Genomic DNA, 17588 nt, shown 5'->3' with positions numbered 1-17588 from the left:
GGTGCAGCATGGAAATGACAAGCAAAAAAGCAGCACCAAAGCAGAGCCGCGTCAAACATGGTTCGCGCACCTTCAACATCATCAACGCGACGATTCTCTTGATCTTCACTGTGATCATCATTGTTCCGATGTGGAACATCTTGATCTCCTCATTTGCGACATCCGATGCGCTGAGCAACGGAAACTTCATCTTCTGGCCGAAGTCCCTGTCGCTTGATAATTACCGCGCGGTTTTCCAAGATTCCGGTATTTGGCAGTCGTTTTTCATCTCTGTTTTGAAAACGGCGGTCGGCGTCGTTGCACATACCTTGTTCTGTGCGATCGTCGCGTATCCACTGTCCAAGCGGTCCCTCAAAGGTCGCAAGCTCTACTCGGCCATGGGCATCGTGACGATGTTCTTCTCCGGTGGGATGATCCCGACGTACTTATTGATTAAGTCCTTGGGGCTGCTTGACAGCTTCTGGGTCTACATCATTCCCGCCCTGTTTTCCTATTACGATGTGGTCATCTTGATGAACTTCTTCCGCCAGGTGCCAGAGTCGCTGGAAGAATCAGCTCGAATCGACGGCGCGTCTGATTGGCGCGTGTTCTTCTCGATCATCTTGCCACTGTCCAAACCATCGCTTGCCACGATCGCCTTGTTCCATGGCGTGTGGCAGTGGAACGACTTCATGACGACAAAGCTTTATGTCACCAATGAAAGCCTGTATCCACTTCAGATGCGTCTGTACAACCTCATCGTTCAATCACAAGCGGCATCAACCACAGGCCTAAAAGCCGCCGTCGCGATCAATACAACTTCAAGGGGGGTGCAGCTTGCGACAATCATGATCACGATCGTTCCTATTTTGATCTTGTATCCATTCGTTCAACGTTACTTTGTCAGCGGGACAATGTTAGGGGCTGTCAAAGAGTGATAAGCGCTGGCTCATGTCAGTGGCAGATGCGTTAGAGAACTCATTATTGGAGTTAAGGGAGATGTTTTTAATGAAGTTGAATTGGCACAAGAAGCTAGCAGGATTAGGGGTAGTCGCTCTAGCGGCCGTTGCGCTCACAGCATGTGGCGGCGGCTCTTCAAACTCGTCTTCATCAAAAGGTAGCAGCAACATGCCAAAAGCGCCATACAAGGTGCCGACAGCAAGCACGCCTGCCTGGAAAAAAGACACGCGTAAGAACCAAAAGCTGACCTGGTACGTGAACGCGGATTGGTGGAACAAATCATTCGGCAAGGATATGGTCACCAAGCAGATCAAAAAGGACCTGAACGTGGACATTAAGTTCGTGACCGGGGATGACACCAAACTCAACACCTATTTTGCTTCTGGCAGCATGCCGGATCTGATCACGATCTTTGATCCGAACTCAAAAGTGGCACGGACGGCTAACCAGTGGGCCTATTCCCTGCAGGACCTGTCCAAAGCTTACGATCCAGCCTTCATGAAGTACGCCGCAAAGGATACCCTGAACTGGTACAAGCTCAGCGACGGCAAGACTTATGGCTACCCGAGCTATTCCAACACGGCAGCCGATTACAAGTCTGGCGATATCGCGCCACGTGATGCGTTTGTCATCCGCAAAGACGTGCTGGCAGCGATTGGCGATCAGGATTTCACCACTCCTGAAGGTTTCGTCAAGGGGATGCAAGCCATCAAGGAAAAGTTCCCGAAGCTCATTCCATTTGGCTTCAACGATTTTTCCGGGGCCAACAGCTCACTGGAAAACGTTGTCCAGGATATGCTCGGTGTGCCGATCACCAAAGCCGGTAAGTTCTATGACCGCGATCTGGATCCAGACTACTTGAAGTGGCTCGAAGCCTTCCGTGAAGTCCACGCTGATGGCAACATCTCCGATGACTCCTTCACCGATGACTCCAACGCCTTCAACGAAAAGATCAACGCTGGTAAGTATGCGACCATGATGCTTGGCTCCGACGTTAACCACGGGACCAACCTGCAGACCTGGATGTCCAAGGACAAGAACAAAGCCTATGAAGCGATCGAAGGAATCAGCTCCACTGAAGGCCGCGAACGGACTTTGAGCCAGGCCGGCATTTCCGGTTTCACGATCACTTATGTTTCCAACAAGACCAAGAACCCATCCAAGGCCACCCAAGTGCTTGAATATCTGTTGAGCGACCGCGGTCAGATGTTGACGAACTACGGGATCAAGGGGGAAACTTATACCCAGGATGCCAATGGCGAAGTCAAGTGGACGGCTAAGGCTGCCAAGGTTCAATCTGAAGATGCCTCTGCATGGCAGAACCAGTACCGCATTGGCGAGTTCTTCCTGATGAGTCATGATAAGTGGAAGGCATTGAACAAGGATTCCTACGTTCAGGCTGTTTGGCAGATGCAAAAGTGGGGTCAAAAGTATCTGACACCGCAGTTCGACATCGAAAACATTGCCCCGGATCCTGGGACCCAAGAGTCTCGTGCTTACTCCGCGATTCAGACGAACTGGAGCACGACCATGGTCTCCTTGATTCGTGCCAAGGATAAGGCCGAATTTGATAGTGTCCTGAATAAGTACAAGCAATTCCAGAAGGACAACAACATCGACCAGATCAACAAGACACGTAACGAGAAGATCAAAGAGAACCAGAAGAAGTTAGGCGAAAACTGATCTTTGTGACACAAGAGGCTGTGACGGCAACATGGTCATGGCCTTTTGTTGTGACAGACGGCCTTTGATACTGCGCCAAGTCACCAGAAAGGAGCGCCTCCGATGAAACAACTATTTTCAACAGACGGCCGGCTTTATAAGATCCTCAACACCGGCACGATTCTGCTCGAGCTCAACTTGCTGGTGCTATTGGGCAGCTTGCCACTGGTCACAGTCGGCGCAAGTTTGACCGCAATGTACACCGTGTTGTTCAAATTACGCAGTCATGAACTCGGTGGCTTGTGGGCGACTTTTTGGCAGGCGTATCGCCAGGAGTGGAAAAAAACGATCGGGCTGTGGTTGCTACTGGTGGCCAGTCTCGCCGCATTGTTTTTGCTCATCTGGTGGATCGCGGTGCAGGTGAAGGCCAGCATCCTGGTCATGGTGCCGCTGCTGCTGGTGTTAGCCATGATCTTGCTGATGAGCGGGTATCTTTTCCCCTTATCGGCGAGATATGAAGCTGGCATTGGCCAGACGCTGAAAAATGCGTTGACGTTGAGCCTCCAAAACGTGATCGAGTCGATCGTGATCTTCATGCTCACGGTGATCATCACGATCTACGTCCCGATCTTTCAGTGGAAATTGCTGTTCCTCTGGGTCTTCTTCGGCTTTTCGCTGACTGGGTACCTGCAGTGCGCGATGCTGGAGCGTGTCTTTGCGCAGTATTAAACAGAAATGGATGGTAAGTATGAGTAAATATGTAAGCTTTGATATCGGCGGGACGACCGTCAAATATGCGATCGTCGATGACGAAGGGACCATCACAGACAAGGCCGCCTTCGACACCGATCAGCATGACGCCGAGGCGATGATCGACAAACTTGTGGCAGTGGTCACTCAGTTTCGCGGCCAAGCCGACATTGCCGGCATCGGCATCTCCGCGCCTGGCATCGTCCGCCGTGATGGGTTCATGGTCACCGGTGGCGCGATTCAAGCCTTTAATGCCTTTCCGCTGGCAGCGACCCTTGAATCCGCGACGGGCCTTCCTGTCACCGTGGAAAATGATGCCAATGCGGCCGCCATTGCGGAGCAGTGGCTGGGCAATGCCCAAAATGTCGACGATTATCTGACCATCGTCCTGGGCACAGGCGTCGGTGGTGGCATCATCATCAATGGGGATGTCTACCGTGGCGCGCATGGCATGGCCGGCGAGTTTGGCTGGAACATCACGCATGACATCGACCTGACCTTGCCACTTGAGGCCCAGTCGATCAATCAACGCGGGGCGGTTCAGGCCGGCCTAGTGCGACGTTACAACTTGGCCTGCCAGCAGGTCAATGCGGATGCCGAGCTGATCGGCGACGCGCGGGTGATCCTGGACCGGGCCTGGAACGGCGATACGCTCGCCGAACGGATCGTCAATGAGTTCAAGCAGGATGTCACCATCATGCTGTTGAACCTGTTTGCCGATTTCGATCCTGAATTGATTCTGATCGGTGGCGGCATCTCCGCTAATGACCGCTTCATGAAGGAGCTTCAGGCCACAATCAACGAGTACTTGGCCCGCCACGAAAGCCTTGACCGCATCAAAGATACGGCACTGGGCCGCGTGAAGACCGCCAAGCTGCGCAATGATGCGGGGCTGATCGGTGCGGCTTACGGCATCCGCCGCAAATTGCAGCAACCCTGATTCCCTGACTGTGGCTCCCTAACCGCAGTCACTACCATCCGTTTACGAGACGCAAAAGCCCGGCAGCACGCGATCCCCCTCGCGCAGCTGACGGGCTTTTTTTGCCGCCGATGCCATTTCTTCCTATATAATAGCCGTGTTCATACGAGCGTGGCATTCAAGACTGTTTTAAAGTGATCGAGCGCCCAGTCCTGCCTGCCTGGCTTGAACGTCGCCACTGCGTCTTGGTGAATGATCAGCGGGTAATTCAGGTCATACGCATCCACCGCCGTGTGTAGCACGCAGATATCCGTGCACACACCGGTCAAATGGAGCTGCTCGACGCCGCGTTCCCGGAGCCACAGATCAAGTGGGGTGCCGGCAAAACTCGAATAGCGGGTCTTAGCAAATGGACGCACGTTGGCAGCGTTCGCATGGGCAGCCACCCATGGCGCAAGCGGGCCATAGTACTCGCGGCCCCAACTGCCGGCCACGTTATGCGGCGGAAACAGCGCAGTTTCAGGATGATATGGGTCGCCAGGTTCATGCAAGTCGGTGGGCAAAAAGACAAAGTCGCCGCGTGCGGCAAAGGTCTCGGCGAGCTCGACGATGCGCGGGGCGATCGCCTGGGCAGCTGGGCCGGCCGTAAGCGCGCCGGTTGGGGCGACGAAATCATTGGTGTAATCGATGATCAATAAGGCTTCAGACAACTGAATCAGCTCCTTTTAGGTTCATGCTAGCGGGTAGGCAGAATGGTGTCAAGACAGATGCCTTGGAATTTTCACGCGCGACTCGCCAATTTTATCTAGCCGCCTGCTCGGATCTGCCAGGCAGGGGCGACCCACAACCGCGCCGTGTGAAAAAAACCATGAGAACACACGAAAAACCTTGTATCACCGGGACCTTTTCTGTATACTATCAGGAGTGCTGTGTAATCTAGCTGGGTTACTATGCACTTTTGGCCCAAGACTGGGCCAGGTAGCGTGGATGTGAGAGGTTGCGACACGCCCGGCCGCTTTGCCACGGCAGCGCGTCGGATAATTCTCACGGAGCTAGTCTACTAAATGATAATAGACGAAGGAGGTCACACAATGGCAAAACAGAAGATTCGCATCCGGCTCAAGGCTTACGAACACCGGATTCTTGATCAGTCAGCAGACAAGATCGTCGACACCGCGAAGCGCACAGGCGCTGAGATCTCGGGTCCGATCCCGTTGCCGACAGAACGTACCATCTACACGGTGCTGCGTTCACCGCATAAGTACAAGGATTCTCGTGAACAGTTCGAGATGCGTACGCACAAGCGACTCATCGATATCGTTAACCCAACACCGAAGACGGTCGACGCTTTGATGAAGCTCGACTTGCCAAGCGGCGTAGATATTGAGATCAAACTCTAAAATCCAACAGAAATAGGAGGTGTACCCATGGCACGTAAAGGAATCTTAGGTAAGAAAATTGGCATGACGCAAGTCTTCACAGACAACGGCGAACTGGTCCCAGTTACCGTTATCGACGTCACCCCGAACATCGTCCTGCAAGTCAAGACCGTTGAAAGTGACGGCTACGAAGCAGTTCAGCTCGGCTACGGCGACAAACGTGAAGTGCTTAGCAATAAGCCAAGCGTCGGTCACGCCAAAAAGGCGGATACGACCCCTAAGCGCTTCATTAAGGAGATCCGCGATGTAGCGCTTGATGATTATAAGGTCGGCGCGGAAGTTAAGGCTGATGAATTTGCAGCTGGCGATATCGTGGATGTCACCGGGATCTCTAAAGGTCACGGTTTCCAGGGAAACATCAAAAAAGATGGTCAGTCCCGCGGCCCTATGGCTCACGGCTCACGTTACCACCGTCGTCCTGGTTCGCTCGGGGCGATCATCAACAAAGTCTTCAAAGGCAAGAAGCTGCCAGGGCGGATGGGTAACCATACCCGCACCATGCAGAACTTGAGCGTTGTTTCCACCGATCTTGAGCACAATGTGATCTTGATCAAGGGCAATGTCCCAGGTGCGAATAAGTCCTTCGTGACGATTCGCAGTGCCGTTAAGGCTGCTAAATAATTCGAAGGGAGGACATAACCAATGGCTAACATTACTTTATTCAAGCAAGATGGCTCGGAAAACGGCACCGTTGATCTTAACGATACCATCTGGGCAATCGAACCGAACGACAGCGTTTTGTTTGACGCAGTCGTGATGCAGCGCGCTTCCCTTCGTCAAGGGACGCATTCTGTTAAGAACCGTTCCGCTGTTTCCGGCGGCGGCAAGAAGCCGTGGCGCCAAAAGGGGACCGGCCGTGCGCGTCAGGGCTCCATCCGTAGCCCACAGTGGCGTGGCGGTGGGATCGTCTTTGGCCCGACCCCACGTTCTTACGCTTACAGCATCAACAAGAAGGTCCGTCGCTTGGCAATCAAGTCGGCGCTTTCCCAGAAGGTGTTGGACAAAGAACTGGTCGTTGTCGATGCATTCAGCTTCGACACACCGAAGACCAAGGATTTTGCAGCCAGCTTGAACGCATTGAACGTCAATGAAAAGGCGCTGGTCGTTCTTGAAGCCGGCAATGACAACACCGTTCTTGCCGCTCGCAACCTGGCAAACGTCAAAGTCATCCCAGCAGATGGGATCAACGTATTGGATGTTGTGAACTACAACAAACTGATCCTGACCCAATCCGCGCTCAAGCAGATCGAGGAGGTGCTCGCATAATGGAAGCACGCGACATCATTTTGCGCCCGATCGTGACCGAACAGACGAGCAACCAGATGGACGATCGTAAGTATACGTTCGAAGTTGCGCGTGACGCTGACAAGACTCAGGTTCGCCGCGCCGTTGAAGAGATCTTCGACGTCCAGGTGGCCAAGGTCAACATCGCGAACGTTCGCGGCAAAAAGAAGCGTCAGGGCAACTTTGTTGGTCTGACCCGCAAGCGGCGCAAGGCCATCGTGACCTTGACTGCCGATTCAAAAGAAATCAAGATCTTCGAAAACTAGCACCAAAATTTACGACTAGGAGGGAAAAAACGTGGCGATTATTAAATACAAACCAACGAGCAACGGCCGGCGCAACATGTCCGGTTCCGACTTCGCTGAGATCACCAACAAGCGCCCTGAGAAGAGCTTGCTTGAAAGCCAGAGTCACACCGCTGGCCGTAATGCGCATGGTCACATCACGGTCCGTCATCGTGGCGGCGGTAACAAGCAGTTCTATCGGGTGATTGATTTCAAGCGGCAAAAAGACGGCGTGACGGCGACGGTCAAGGCGATCGAATACGATCCAAACCGTACCGCGAACATCGCATTGCTGCACTATGACGATGGGGTCAAGAGTTACATCCTGGCACCTAAGGGATTGAAGGTCGGCGACAAGATTGTTTCTGGCGCAGACGCTGATATCAAAGTCGGCAACACCCTGCCGCTGAAGAACATCCCTGATGGCACGACGATTCACAACGTTGAGCTCAAGCCTGGCAAGGGCGGCCAGTTGGCACGTTCCGCTGGGACCTATGCACAGCTTCTGGGTAAAAACGATGATGGCAAGTATGTCACCGTGCGGCTGTCCTCTGGTGAAGTACGGATGATCCTCGCCGTTAACCGTGCGACCATCGGCGCTGTCGGTAACGAACAGCACGAACTGATCAGCATTGGTAAGGCGGGTCGCAAACGCTGGCTCGGCTTCCGCCCGACAGTCCGTGGTTCTGTTATGAACCCGAACGATCACCCTCATGGTGGTGGTGAAGGTAAAGCACCGATCGGCCGTCCATCTCCTCTGTCCCCATGGGGCAAGAAGACCTTGGGCAAGAAGACCCGGAACCACAAGGCCAAGTCCGAGAAGTTCATCGTACGTCATCGCAAGAACAAGTGATCATTTCTGAATCACATCGAATAAAGGAGGTCACACAATGGGTCGCAGTCTTAAAAAGGGACCTTTCGCCGACGCTCATCTGATGAAGAAGATCGAAGCGCAGGCGGACAGCGAAAAGAAGCAAGTCATCAAGACTTGGTCTCGTCGCTCGACTATTTTCCCGAGTTTTATCGGTTACACCATCGCCGTTTATGATGGTCGCAAGCACGTACCAGTTTATGTCTCTGAAGACATGGTTGGGCACAAGCTTGGCGAATTCGTCCCGACTCGGACATTCCGTGGACATGCCACTGACGACAAGAAGTCCAAAGCACGCTAGAAAGGAGCAAATGATTCATGGCTGAAGAAATTCAATCTGCTAAAGCAACGGCTAAAACCGTTCGAATCGCAGCTCGCAAGGCGCGCCTCGTCATTGACCTGATCCGTGGTCACGACGTCGCTGAGGCGATCGCGATTCTGGAGTTCACGCCACGTGCGGGTTCTCCAATCATCGAAAAAGTTCTGAAGTCCGCGATCGCGAACGCAGAACACAACTACGACTTAGATGCACAAAACCTCTTCGTCAGCGAAGCTTATGTTGACGAGGGGCCGACCCTCAAGCGGTTCCGTCCGCGAGCAAAGGGCTCTGCATCTCCGATCAACAAACGGACAAGCCACATCACAGTGGTCGTCTCCGAAAAAGAAGCGTAAGGAGGGATAACGCGTGGGTCAGAAAATCAATCCAATCGGTTTCCGTGTCGGTGTGATCCGTGACTGGGACGCAAAGTGGTACGCAGAAAAAGACTTTGCTTCCTTCCTTCACGAAGATATCAAGATTCGGGAATTCATTAACAAGAAGCTTGCAGACGCCTCTGTTTCGACCATCGAGATCGAGCGTGCTGCTAACCGCGTCAACATCTCCATCCACACTGCCAAGCCGGGCATGGTCATCGGCAAGGGCGGCGTGCAAGTTGAGAGTTTGCGCAAAGAACTGAACGACCTGACTGGCCGTAAAGTTCACATCAACATTGTCGAGATCAAGAAACCAGACCTTGACGCCAAGCTGGTCGGCGAAAGCATCGCCCAACAACTTGAGCAGCGTGTTGCGTTCCGTCGTGCGATGAAGCAGGCGATGCAGCGTACCATGCGTGCCGGCGCCAAAGGGATCAAGACCCAGGCTTCCGGCCGTTTGAACGGTGCGGACCTGGCGCGTCGTGAGCACTATGCCGACGGGACCGTTCCGCTGCACACCCTGCGTGCGGATATCGATTACTCCTGGCAGGAAGCTCGCACCACCTATGGTCAGATCGGGGTCAAGACTTGGATCTACCGCGGTGAAGTTTTGCCTGACAAGCCAAATCGTCAGCCAAAAAATGCGAAGGGAGGCAAATAATCCATGTTAGTACCTAAGCGTGTAAAACACCGTCGCGAATTCCGTGGGAAGATGCGCGGTGCCGCTAAAGGCGGCAAGGAAGTCAGCTTTGGGGAATATGGCCTTGAAGCCCTTGAATCGCACTGGATCTCTAACCGTCAGATCGAAGCCGCCCGTGTTGCGATGACTCGTTACATGAAGCGTGGCGGGAAAGTTTGGATCCGTATTTTCCCTCAAAAGTCCTACACCAGCAAAGGTGTCGGCGTTCGTATGGGTAATGGTAAAGGCGCCCCGTCCGGTTGGGTCGCAGTTGTTAAGCGCGAAAAGATCATGTTCGAAGTTGCTGGCGTGCCAGCTGCAGTCGCACATGAAGCATTGCGTTTGGCCTCTACCAAGCTCCCGATTCGCACAAAGATCGTTAAACGCGAGGAAGTAGGTGGGCAATCTAATGAAGGCTAAAGAGATCACTGCATTGTCGACTGCTGAAATGCTCGACAAAGAGAAGCAATATAAGGAAGAACTGTTCAACCTCCGCTTCCAGCAAGCGACCGGCTCGCTGGAAAACACTGCCCGGTTGAAGCAGGTCCGCAAGAACATCGCGCGGATCAAGACGGTCCTTCGGCAGCAAGAACTCAATAAATAATCGGAAAGGAGACATTTACCTTGGAACGTAATCATCGTAAGGTTTATCAAGGCCTCGTGGTCTCGGACAAAATGGACAAGACGATCACCGTCGAAGTCAACACGACCAAGACGCACCCGGTATACGGCAAGCGTGTGAAGTATTCTAAGAAGTACTACGCACATGACGAAGACAATACCGCTAAGGTCGGCGACGTCGTTCGTATCATGGAAACTCGTCCGCTGTCTCGCAATAAGCGTTTCCGTTTATTGGAAGTTGTCGAAAAGGCAGTTCAGATCTGATTTTATTATCGTGATGAAAGGAGGACCAACCCGTGATTCAACAAGAAAGTCGTCTTAAAGTGGCGGATAATTCCGGCGCTCGCGAGTTGCTGGTGATCAAGGTGCTTGGCGGTTCTTACCGCAAGACCGGTAACATCGGTGACATCGTTGTTGCAACTGTAAAACAGGCTACACCAGGTGGCGTTGTCAAAGCGCATGATGTCGTCAAAGCGGTCATCGTTCGCACGAAGTCTGGTGCCCGCCGCGCAGACGGGTCGTACATCAAGTTCGACGAAAATGCCGCAGTCATCATCAATGCTGACAAGAGCCCACGGGGAACTCGTATCTTTGGACCAGTGGCACGTGAACTGCGTGACGGCGATTTCATGAAGATCGTTTCCTTAGCGCCCGAAGTCCTGTAATCATTCTGAGCAAATAGGAGGTGCAACTCATGAAAATCAAAACTGGTGATACCGTTCGGGTCATGCGCGGTAAAGACGCTGGCAAAGAAGGCAAAGTGATCAAAGTGCTGTTCAACACAGACAAGGTCATTGTCGAAGGCGTCAACATGATCAAGAAACACCAAAAGCCAAGCAATACCAACCCAAAGGGCGGTATTGTGGACAAAGAAGCGGCGATTCACGTGTCCAACGTGATGCTGCTTGATCCAGAGACTAACAAGCCAAGCCGCATCGGCTCTGATCTGAAGGATGGCAAGAAGGTCCGGGTCGCAAAGAAGTCCGGCGCTGTGATCGAAGGGGCAAAGCCGTCTAAGGACGACAAAAAAGCCAAAGACGACAGCGACAAGGATGCAAAATAAGAGGAAGGGAGGACTAAACTAGCATGACTAACCGTTTACAGGAACGCTACACCAAAGAGATCGCACCGGCTATGATCAAGAAGTTCAACTACAAGAGCTCGATGCAGGCACCTAAGGTCGAAAAGATCGTTCTGAACATGGGTGTCGGTGATGCGACGCAAAATGCCAAGAACTTGGACGAAGCTGTTGAAGAGCTTCGTGAGATCTCCGGCCAGCAGCCACTGATCACCAAGGCCAAGAAGAGCATCGCGAACTTCCGCCTGCGTGAAGGCATGTCCATCGGCGCCAAGGTCACCTTGCGCGGCGAGCGGATGTATGACTTCCTCGACAAGCTGATCAACGTGTCTTTGCCACGTGTTCGTGACTTCCATGGGATCTCTGCCAAGTCCTTCGACGGCCGTGGGAACTACACCCTGGGCGTCAAGGAGCAACTGATCTTCCCTGAAATTGATTATGATAAGGTCAACCGCGTTCGCGGCCTCGACGTTGTCATCGTAACCACTGCTAATACTGACGAAGAGGCGCTCGAATTGCTCACGCAAATCGGCATGCCTTTCGCGAAATAAGGGGGTCCGCTACTTGGCTAAGAAGTCCATGATCGTTAAGAACAGCCGGCCTGCAAAGTTCGCAGTGCAAGAATACACTCGCTGCCAGCGTTGCGGCCGTCCGCATTCCGTTTATCGTAAATTTAAACTCTGCCGGATTTGCCTTCGTGAATTAGCACATGCCGGCCAGATTCCTGGCATGCGTAAAGCTAGCTGGTAAATCACTACCAAGTCAAAGGAGGTTAAATCAATGGTCCTGACCGATCCAATCGCAGATTATTTGACCCGGATTCGTAACGCCAACATGGTTCGTCACGAATCACTCGTCGTACCTGCATCAAAGATGAAAAAAGATATCTCTGAGATCCTCAAGCGGGAAGGCTTCATCCGTGACTACGAAGTCATTGAAGATGACAAGCAAGGCATGATCCGGATCTTCCTTAAGTATGGGAAGAACAACGAACGTGTCATCTCCGGTTTGAAGCGTATCTCCAAGCCAGGCTTGCGCTCTTATGTCAAAGCTGACGCTGTGCCGAAGGTCCTCAATGGCCTGGGCATCGCGATCATCTCCACTTCCAACGGTGTTTTGACCGATAAGGAAGCACGGGCAAAGAACGTTGGCGGCGAAGTGCTCGCCTACATCTGGTAAAACGCTAAATCATTAAAGGAGGTGCCCACCAGTGAGTCGTATTGGGAATAAAGTGATCACCATCCCGGCCGGTGTTACGGTCACCAAGGATGGTAACAACATCACCGTTAAAGGGCCGAAGGGCGAGTTGACTCGCGCCTTTGCCCCTGAAATCGAAATGCATCAAGACGGCAGTGAAATTACTTTCACACGCCCTGATGACAGCTTCAAGGCACTGCACGGCACGACCCGCGCGAACCTGAACAACATGGTCATCGGCGTAACAGACGGTTACACCGTATCGTTGACCTTGGTCGGGGTCGGCTATCGTGCACAAATGCAGGGTGATAAGCTGGTCCTTGCCGTTGGTTACTCCCATCCCGTTGAGATGGAAGCGCCAAAAGGCATCACAATTGAAGTGCCTGCGACAACAAACATTTTGCTGCACGGCATTTCAAAACAAAAAGTTGGTCAGTTTGCGGCTGAGATTCGTGCCGTTCGCTCACCAGAACCTTACAAGGGCAAAGGGATCCGTTATACGGATGAAGTTGTTCGTCGTAAGGAAGGGAAGACTGGGAAGTAATTCTCACCTTCACCGCACATTTAAAATATTGCGGCGTCATCTATTGGATCGCGCCGCGCATTTGGCCGCGTGACCTGGCTGGTCCGACCTCTCAGGCACATCGTCAAATGCAACCCATTCAAAGGAGTGAACATTGTGATTTCCAAGCCAGATAAGAACAAAACTCGGCAACGTCGTCACGCACGTGTCCGGGGTAAGATCTCTGGTACGAGCGAGCGCCCACGCTTGAACATTTTTCGTTCAAATAAAAACATCTACGCGCAAGTAATTGATGACGTAGCGGGTGTGACGCTAGCAAGTGCCTCCACTCTTGATAAAGAAGTTTCAGCCGATGACAACAAGACCGACCAAGCTGTCGCAGTTGGCAAGCTGGTCGCGGAGCGTGCTGTCGCCGCTGGTAAAAAAGTTGTCGTCTTTGACCGTGGTGGTTACCTCTATCATGGTCGCGTGCAGGCTTTAGCTGAAGCAGCACGTGAAAACGGCCTTGAATTCTAATAAGGAGGAACACCAATACATGGCAACATATATCGATCCAAACCAACTGGACCTCGAAGACAACGTTGTTGCGATCAACCGCGTCACCAAAGTTGTCAAAGGTGGCCGCCGTCTGCGTTTTGCAGCGATCGCCATCGTTGGCGATAAGCACGGCCATGTCGGTTTCGGTACCGGCAAGGCGCAAGAAGTGCCAGAAGCGATTCGCAAAGCGGTCGAAGACGCTAAGAAGAGCTTGATCGAAGTACCGATCGTCGGCACCACGATCCCTCATGAAGTGATCGGCCACTTTGGCGCTGGCGAAGTTCTGCTTAAGCCGGCCGTTGAAGGTTCCGGGGTCGCTGCTGGCGGCGCCGTCCGTTCGGTCATGGAACTTGCCGGCATCTCTGATGTCACCAGCAAGTCGCTGGGCCGTAACACCCCGATCAACATGATCCGCGCGACCATGGAAGGCCTCAAGCAATTGAAGACCGTCGAACAAGTTGCGGAGCTGCGGGGCTTGTCCGTATCGCAGTTGCAACAAGATTAGGAGGGCGAACCATGGCACAATTAAAAATCACGCTGACTCGCAGTGCAGTTCATCGCCTGCCGAAGCAGCGCAAGATCGTTAAAGAGCTGGGCCTTGGCCGTGTGAACAGCACCGTCGTTAAGCCTGACAATGCCGCAATTCGCGGTGCGATCTTCCAAATTTCCCACCTGGTTTCCGTTGAGGAGATCAAGGACTAAATCTTTCCACAAGGAGGTGCCTAGAGTATGAAATTGCACGAATTAAAGCCAAGCGAAGGCTCTCGTCGTGATCGCAAACGCCTGGGCCGCGGGACTTCCAGCGGTCAGGGTAAGACGGCCGGTAAAGGGACCAAAGGCCAACTGGCCCGCCAAGGCGGTAAGACGCGTCTCGGCTTTGAAGGTGGCCAGATGCCACTGTTCCGCCGGATGCCAAAACGCGGGTTCAAGAATATCAACCGCAAAGTCTACGCCGTTATCAACGTCGCCGACCTCAACCGGTTTGATGAAGGAACTGAAGTCACCCCGACACTTTTGGTCGAAAGCGGCTTGATCAAGAAAGAGTATGACGGCATCAAGTTGCTTGCCAATGGCTCGCTTGATAAGAAGCTGACGATCCAAGTCAACAAAGCTTCTGAAGCTGCGAAGGCGGCTGTCGAAGCGGCAGGCGGTTCTCTCGAGGTGATCTAATGCTGAAAACCCTCATCAATGCGCTCAAAGTCAAAGAGATCCGCAATAAGATCCTCTTCACGCTCGGCGTTTTATTGGTTTATCGACTCGGTGCTCAGATTTCAGTTCCAGGTGTGAATGCAGGTGCGATCGCCGGCCTGAGTAAAGGCGGGCTGGTTCCCCTGTTTGACACTGTAAGTGGTGGGGGACTGGCGCAATACTCGATTTTCTCTATGGGGGTTTCACCATATATCACGGCGCAGATCGTGGTTCAATTGCTGCAAATGGACATCGTGCCGAAGTTCGTGGAATGGAGCAAGCAAGGCGAAGTTGGCCGGCGTAAGCTGAACCAATGGACCCGTTACCTGACCATTTTCCTCGGCTTCTTCCAGGCGATCGGCATCACCGCCGGTTTCCAGGCACTGAGCCAAAACGGCTTGCTGACAAGCGCCCCGACAGCAATGACTTATGTCCAGATCGGGATCATCCTGACCGGCGGCACCATGCTGCTGACCTGGATGGGCGAACAGATCACGGACAAAGGCATCGGCAATGGGGTGTCGATGATCATCTTCGCGGGTATTATTGCCCGCCTCCCAAGCGGGTTCTTATCGCTGATCAATGACAATCTGTTGCGCGGTGAAACGAGCGACCACATCAAGGGGGCATTTTTCCTGCTTGCCTTGATCGTCCTCATTTTGATCGTTGTGACCTTTGTGACCTGGGTCCAGCAAGCGAACTACAAGATCCCGATTCAATACACGCGGCGCGTTGCGGCGACTGGCAGTGAAAGCTACCTGCCGTTGAAGATCAACGTGGCTGGGGTCATCCCAGTGATCTTCGCCAGTTCCTTCATCGTCACCCCGCAGACCATCTTGATGGGCCTGCAAAGCAAGTTCAAAGATGCTGGTTGGTATCAGACCTTGTCCAACATCTTCAACATGCAGACGACGGTTGGCACGATCATCTACACCGTCTTGATCGTTGTATTCACCTTCTTCTATGCCTTCGTTCAGGTCAACCCAGAAAAGGTGGCCGAGAACCTGACCAAGCAAGGCAGTTACATCATCGGTGTATGGCCTGGTAAGGAAACAGAGAAGTATCTCTCTGCACTTCTGATCCGGCTGTCCACGGTGGGGGCGCTGTTCTTGGGTCTGGTTGCGCTGATGCCGCAGCTTGCTGCGAACATCTGGGGCCTGCCGCAGTCCATTGGGCTTGGCGGTACCAGCCTTTTGATCGTGGTCATGACAGCGATCGAACTTGTCCGTCAGTTGAACGGCTTGCTGATGAAGCGCGAGTATGTCGGCTTCATCCAGGGCGACCTGACGAAGGACTGATCGCGTTTTCCACTTCGCTTTAGGAGGAAGAAAATTGAATCTGATCTTAATGGGGCTGCCCGGCGCGGGCAAGGGGACACAGGCGGAACGTATTGAAGACGCCTACCCGATCGCCCATATCTCGACCGGCGACATGTTCCGCGCAGCGATGGCTGCGAAGACCCCGCTTGGCCTTGAAGCAAAAGGGTTCATCGACAAGGGCCAATTGGTGCCTGACGATGTGACCAACGGCATCGTCAAGGATCGCCTGCAGGAAAAAGACACCGACCAGGGCTACATGCTGGATGGTTTTCCCCGGACGATTGCTCAGGCGGAAGCGCTCGAGACGATCACCAAAGACCTGAACAAGCCGCTTGACGCGGTGATCAACATCGATGTTGAACCTAGCGTCCTCATCGATCGCCTGTCCGGCCGCTTCATCTGCAAGACTTGCGGCGCCACTTACCACAAGTTGTACAACCCGACCAAAGTGCCGGGTGTGTGCGACCGGTGCGGCGGCACCGAGTTCTTCCAGCGTGAAGACGATAAGCCTGAAACGGTCAAGAACCGCATCAAGGTCAATATCGAAATGAACACCCCGCTTCTCGACTTTTACAAGCAGCGCGATCTGCTTTTCTCAGTCAACGGGGACCAAGACATCGACTTGGTATTTGCAGAAATCAACAAAATTCTGGCCACTGTGGCAAAGTAGACGACTGATGTCTTTTGCACCGCCTCGCGGACTGTTTTCAAAGTCTAGAAATTATGGTACAATATCGCGGTATGTGCGGTGAGTGCCAGTGGCCTCGCCCTTTTTAGCGCGTTTTACATTGCAACCCATCATTTAGGAGGAATATTTAGTGGCAAAAGACGACGTCATTGAAATTCAGGGCACCGTATCGGATACACTTCCAAATGCGATGTTCAAAGTCGAACTTGAAAACGGCGCGACGATTCTCGCCCATGTTTCAGGGAAGATTCGGATGCATTACATCCGTATTTTGCCTGGCGACCGGGTGACCGTGGAGCTGTCGCCTTATGATCTGACCAAGGGCCGGATCACCTACCGCTTCAAGTAATTGCCAGAATGCCCAGGTTCGCCTGGGACGTTTCCTGAGGAGGCTTAATCATGAAAGTACGTCCATCTGTAAAAAAGATGTGTGAGCACTGCAAAGTCGTACGCCGCAAAGGCCGCGTCATGATCATTTGCTCTGCCAACCCGAAGCATAAGCAACGCCAAGGGTCTTAATTCACTTAATAAATAGGAGGTGTCATCTACATGGCTCGTATCGCTGGTGTTGACTTACCACGTGGTAAGCAAATCGTAATCGCCTTGACCTACATCTTCGGGATCGGCAAGACCACTGCGCAGAAGATTCTGGCAGAGGCCGGCGTTCCTGAAAACGTCAAGGAAGAAGACCTGACGCCTGACCAGGAAGACAAGATCCGTGCAGCTGTCGACAACGTTAAAGTTGAAGGCGACCTGCGTCGTGAAGTCAGCCTGAACATCAAGCGCCTGCAGGAAATCGGCTCGTATCGCGGCATTCGTCATCGTCGCGGGCTCCCTGTTCGCGGTCAGAACACCAAGAACAACGCACGCACCCGAAAAGGTAAGAAAGTTACCATTGCCGGGAAGAAGAAATAATC

Annotated in this window: 30 protein-coding genes and 1 pseudogene; 30 read left to right on the top strand and 1 reads right to left on the bottom strand. The window is 52.9% G+C overall.

Translation table 11 applies throughout. The annotated features are described in order from the left end of the window. Positions 1-14: 14 nt before the first annotated feature. The 4 genes from EKM95_RS00905 to EKM95_RS00890 all read left to right on the top strand — a co-directional run bounded on the left by EKM95_RS00905 (position 15) and on the right by EKM95_RS00890 (position 4291). Positions 15-917: a carbohydrate ABC transporter permease gene (locus EKM95_RS00905; protein ID WP_125695968.1), complete on the top strand. Its 903-nt coding sequence runs from the start codon at positions 15-17 to the stop codon at positions 915-917. A gap of 190 nt (positions 918-1107) precedes the next feature. Further along, the gene (locus EKM95_RS00900) at positions 1108-2622 is read left to right on the top strand and encodes a type 2 periplasmic-binding domain-containing protein (RefSeq protein ID WP_225423101.1); all 1515 of its coding nucleotides are present in this window, start codon (positions 1108-1110) and stop codon (positions 2620-2622) included. A gap of 102 nt (positions 2623-2724) precedes the next feature. Then, on the top strand, positions 2725-3330 hold the full coding sequence (locus EKM95_RS00895) for a DUF624 domain-containing protein (RefSeq protein WP_125695949.1): 606 nt from the start codon (positions 2725-2727) through the stop codon (positions 3328-3330). A gap of 19 nt (positions 3331-3349) precedes the next feature. After that, positions 3350-4291, top strand: coding sequence for an ROK family protein (locus tag EKM95_RS00890; RefSeq protein WP_125695948.1), 942 nt, complete (start codon positions 3350-3352; stop codon positions 4289-4291). A 140-nt stretch (positions 4292-4431) separates the two neighbouring features. On the opposite strand, the gene EKM95_RS00885 is transcribed toward EKM95_RS00890, so the two are convergent. After that, positions 4432-4989 (bottom strand): cysteine hydrolase family protein, encoded by a 558-nt coding sequence (locus EKM95_RS00885; RefSeq protein WP_164510035.1) that lies wholly within the window; start codon positions 4987-4989, stop codon positions 4432-4434. Between the two features lie 372 nt (positions 4990-5361). Here EKM95_RS00885 and rpsJ point away from each other — a divergent pair, with 372 nt between their 5' ends. From rpsJ to rpsM, 26 genes and pseudogenes are all read left to right on the top strand, one after another. Beyond that, the gene (gene rpsJ, locus EKM95_RS00880) at positions 5362-5670 is read left to right on the top strand and encodes a 30S ribosomal protein S10 (RefSeq protein ID WP_125695946.1); all 309 of its coding nucleotides are present in this window, start codon (positions 5362-5364) and stop codon (positions 5668-5670) included. Between the two features lie 27 nt (positions 5671-5697). Continuing rightward, the gene (gene rplC / locus EKM95_RS00875; protein ID WP_125695945.1) at positions 5698-6330 is read left to right on the top strand and encodes a 50S ribosomal protein L3; all 633 of its coding nucleotides are present in this window, start codon (positions 5698-5700) and stop codon (positions 6328-6330) included. A 21-nt stretch (positions 6331-6351) separates the two neighbouring features. Then, positions 6352-6975, top strand: a complete 624-nt coding sequence (gene rplD, locus EKM95_RS00870) for a 50S ribosomal protein L4 (RefSeq protein ID WP_125695944.1) — start codon at positions 6352-6354, stop codon at positions 6973-6975. After that, on the top strand, positions 6975-7259 hold the full coding sequence (gene rplW / locus EKM95_RS00865) for a 50S ribosomal protein L23 (protein WP_125695943.1): 285 nt from the start codon (positions 6975-6977) through the stop codon (positions 7257-7259). The genes rplD and rplW overlap by 1 nt, the downstream gene beginning before the upstream one ends. Before the next feature lie 31 nt (positions 7260-7290). Beyond that, positions 7291-8130, top strand: coding sequence for a 50S ribosomal protein L2 (gene rplB, locus EKM95_RS00860; RefSeq protein ID WP_125695942.1), 840 nt, complete (start codon positions 7291-7293; stop codon positions 8128-8130). 37 nt (positions 8131-8167) lie between these two features. Then, complete coding sequence (gene rpsS, locus EKM95_RS00855; protein WP_125695941.1) at positions 8168-8449, top strand: 30S ribosomal protein S19; 282 nt, start codon at positions 8168-8170, stop codon at positions 8447-8449. Positions 8450-8466: 17 nt separating this feature from the next. Beyond that, complete coding sequence (rplV, locus tag EKM95_RS00850; RefSeq protein WP_125695940.1) at positions 8467-8820, top strand: 50S ribosomal protein L22; 354 nt, start codon at positions 8467-8469, stop codon at positions 8818-8820. Positions 8821-8833: 13 nt separating this feature from the next. Continuing rightward, positions 8834-9502: a 30S ribosomal protein S3 gene (gene rpsC / locus EKM95_RS00845; protein WP_125695939.1), complete on the top strand. Its 669-nt coding sequence runs from the start codon at positions 8834-8836 to the stop codon at positions 9500-9502. A gap of 3 nt (positions 9503-9505) precedes the next feature. Further along, positions 9506-9940 carry a 50S ribosomal protein L16 gene (gene rplP, locus EKM95_RS00840; RefSeq protein ID WP_125695938.1) on the top strand — a complete coding sequence of 145 codons (435 nt, stop codon included), beginning with the start codon at positions 9506-9508 and terminating at the stop codon, positions 9938-9940. Continuing rightward, positions 9930-10124, top strand: coding sequence for a 50S ribosomal protein L29 (rpmC, locus tag EKM95_RS00835; RefSeq protein ID WP_125695937.1), 195 nt, complete (start codon positions 9930-9932; stop codon positions 10122-10124). The genes rplP and rpmC overlap by 11 nt, the downstream gene beginning before the upstream one ends. A gap of 20 nt (positions 10125-10144) precedes the next feature. After that, positions 10145-10405 carry a 30S ribosomal protein S17 gene (gene rpsQ / locus EKM95_RS00830; RefSeq protein WP_308440101.1) on the top strand — a complete coding sequence of 87 codons (261 nt, stop codon included), beginning with the start codon at positions 10145-10147 and terminating at the stop codon, positions 10403-10405. A gap of 32 nt (positions 10406-10437) precedes the next feature. Continuing rightward, positions 10438-10806 carry a 50S ribosomal protein L14 gene (gene rplN, locus EKM95_RS00825; protein ID WP_125695935.1) on the top strand — a complete coding sequence of 123 codons (369 nt, stop codon included), beginning with the start codon at positions 10438-10440 and terminating at the stop codon, positions 10804-10806. 29 nt (positions 10807-10835) lie between these two features. After that, positions 10836-11138 (top strand): annotated as a pseudogene (gene rplX / locus EKM95_RS00820) (50S ribosomal protein L24); the annotation flags it as partial. Between the two features lie 89 nt (positions 11139-11227). After that, a complete protein-coding gene (gene rplE, locus EKM95_RS00815) occupies positions 11228-11770 on the top strand; it encodes a 50S ribosomal protein L5 (RefSeq protein ID WP_125695933.1) in 543 nt (180 codons plus the stop codon). A gap of 13 nt (positions 11771-11783) precedes the next feature. Beyond that, positions 11784-11969, top strand: coding sequence for a type Z 30S ribosomal protein S14 (locus EKM95_RS00810; protein WP_125695932.1), 186 nt, complete (start codon positions 11784-11786; stop codon positions 11967-11969). 30 nt (positions 11970-11999) lie between these two features. Further along, a complete protein-coding gene (gene rpsH, locus EKM95_RS00805; protein ID WP_125695931.1) occupies positions 12000-12398 on the top strand; it encodes a 30S ribosomal protein S8 in 399 nt (132 codons plus the stop codon). Positions 12399-12429: 31 nt separating this feature from the next. Beyond that, the gene (gene rplF, locus EKM95_RS00800; protein ID WP_125695930.1) at positions 12430-12960 is read left to right on the top strand and encodes a 50S ribosomal protein L6; all 531 of its coding nucleotides are present in this window, start codon (positions 12430-12432) and stop codon (positions 12958-12960) included. Positions 12961-13086: 126 nt separating this feature from the next. Further along, positions 13087-13455 (top strand): 50S ribosomal protein L18, encoded by a 369-nt coding sequence (rplR, locus tag EKM95_RS00795; protein ID WP_164510034.1) that lies wholly within the window; start codon positions 13087-13089, stop codon positions 13453-13455. A gap of 19 nt (positions 13456-13474) precedes the next feature. Next, positions 13475-13981: a 30S ribosomal protein S5 gene (gene rpsE, locus EKM95_RS00790; RefSeq protein WP_125695928.1), complete on the top strand. Its 507-nt coding sequence runs from the start codon at positions 13475-13477 to the stop codon at positions 13979-13981. An 11-nt stretch (positions 13982-13992) separates the two neighbouring features. Further along, complete coding sequence (rpmD, locus tag EKM95_RS00785; RefSeq protein ID WP_125695927.1) at positions 13993-14178, top strand: 50S ribosomal protein L30; 186 nt, start codon at positions 13993-13995, stop codon at positions 14176-14178. A 27-nt stretch (positions 14179-14205) separates the two neighbouring features. Continuing rightward, entirely contained in the window at positions 14206-14646 is a 441-nt protein-coding gene (gene rplO / locus EKM95_RS00780; RefSeq protein WP_125695926.1) for a 50S ribosomal protein L15, read from the top strand. Next, complete coding sequence (gene secY, locus EKM95_RS00775; RefSeq protein ID WP_125695925.1) at positions 14646-15962, top strand: preprotein translocase subunit SecY; 1317 nt, start codon at positions 14646-14648, stop codon at positions 15960-15962. The genes rplO and secY overlap by 1 nt, the downstream gene beginning before the upstream one ends. Before the next feature lie 34 nt (positions 15963-15996). Further along, positions 15997-16653 (top strand): adenylate kinase, encoded by a 657-nt coding sequence (locus tag EKM95_RS00770; protein ID WP_125695924.1) that lies wholly within the window; start codon positions 15997-15999, stop codon positions 16651-16653. A 148-nt stretch (positions 16654-16801) separates the two neighbouring features. Continuing rightward, positions 16802-17020 carry a translation initiation factor IF-1 gene (gene infA / locus EKM95_RS00765; RefSeq protein ID WP_125695923.1) on the top strand — a complete coding sequence of 73 codons (219 nt, stop codon included), beginning with the start codon at positions 16802-16804 and terminating at the stop codon, positions 17018-17020. A gap of 50 nt (positions 17021-17070) precedes the next feature. Then, the gene (rpmJ, locus tag EKM95_RS00760) at positions 17071-17190 is read left to right on the top strand and encodes a 50S ribosomal protein L36 (protein WP_125570994.1); all 120 of its coding nucleotides are present in this window, start codon (positions 17071-17073) and stop codon (positions 17188-17190) included. Positions 17191-17220: 30 nt separating this feature from the next. Then, on the top strand, positions 17221-17586 hold the full coding sequence (gene rpsM / locus EKM95_RS00755; protein WP_125695922.1) for a 30S ribosomal protein S13: 366 nt from the start codon (positions 17221-17223) through the stop codon (positions 17584-17586). The last annotated feature ends 2 nt before the right edge of the window (positions 17587-17588 follow it).

Source organism: Lacticaseibacillus yichunensis (genome assembly GCF_003946405.1).
GTDB lineage: Bacteria > Bacillota > Bacilli > Lactobacillales > Lactobacillaceae > Lacticaseibacillus > Lacticaseibacillus yichunensis.
Note: the sequence above shows the minus strand (reverse complement) of the source record. Positions and strands in the feature narration are given on the sequence as shown.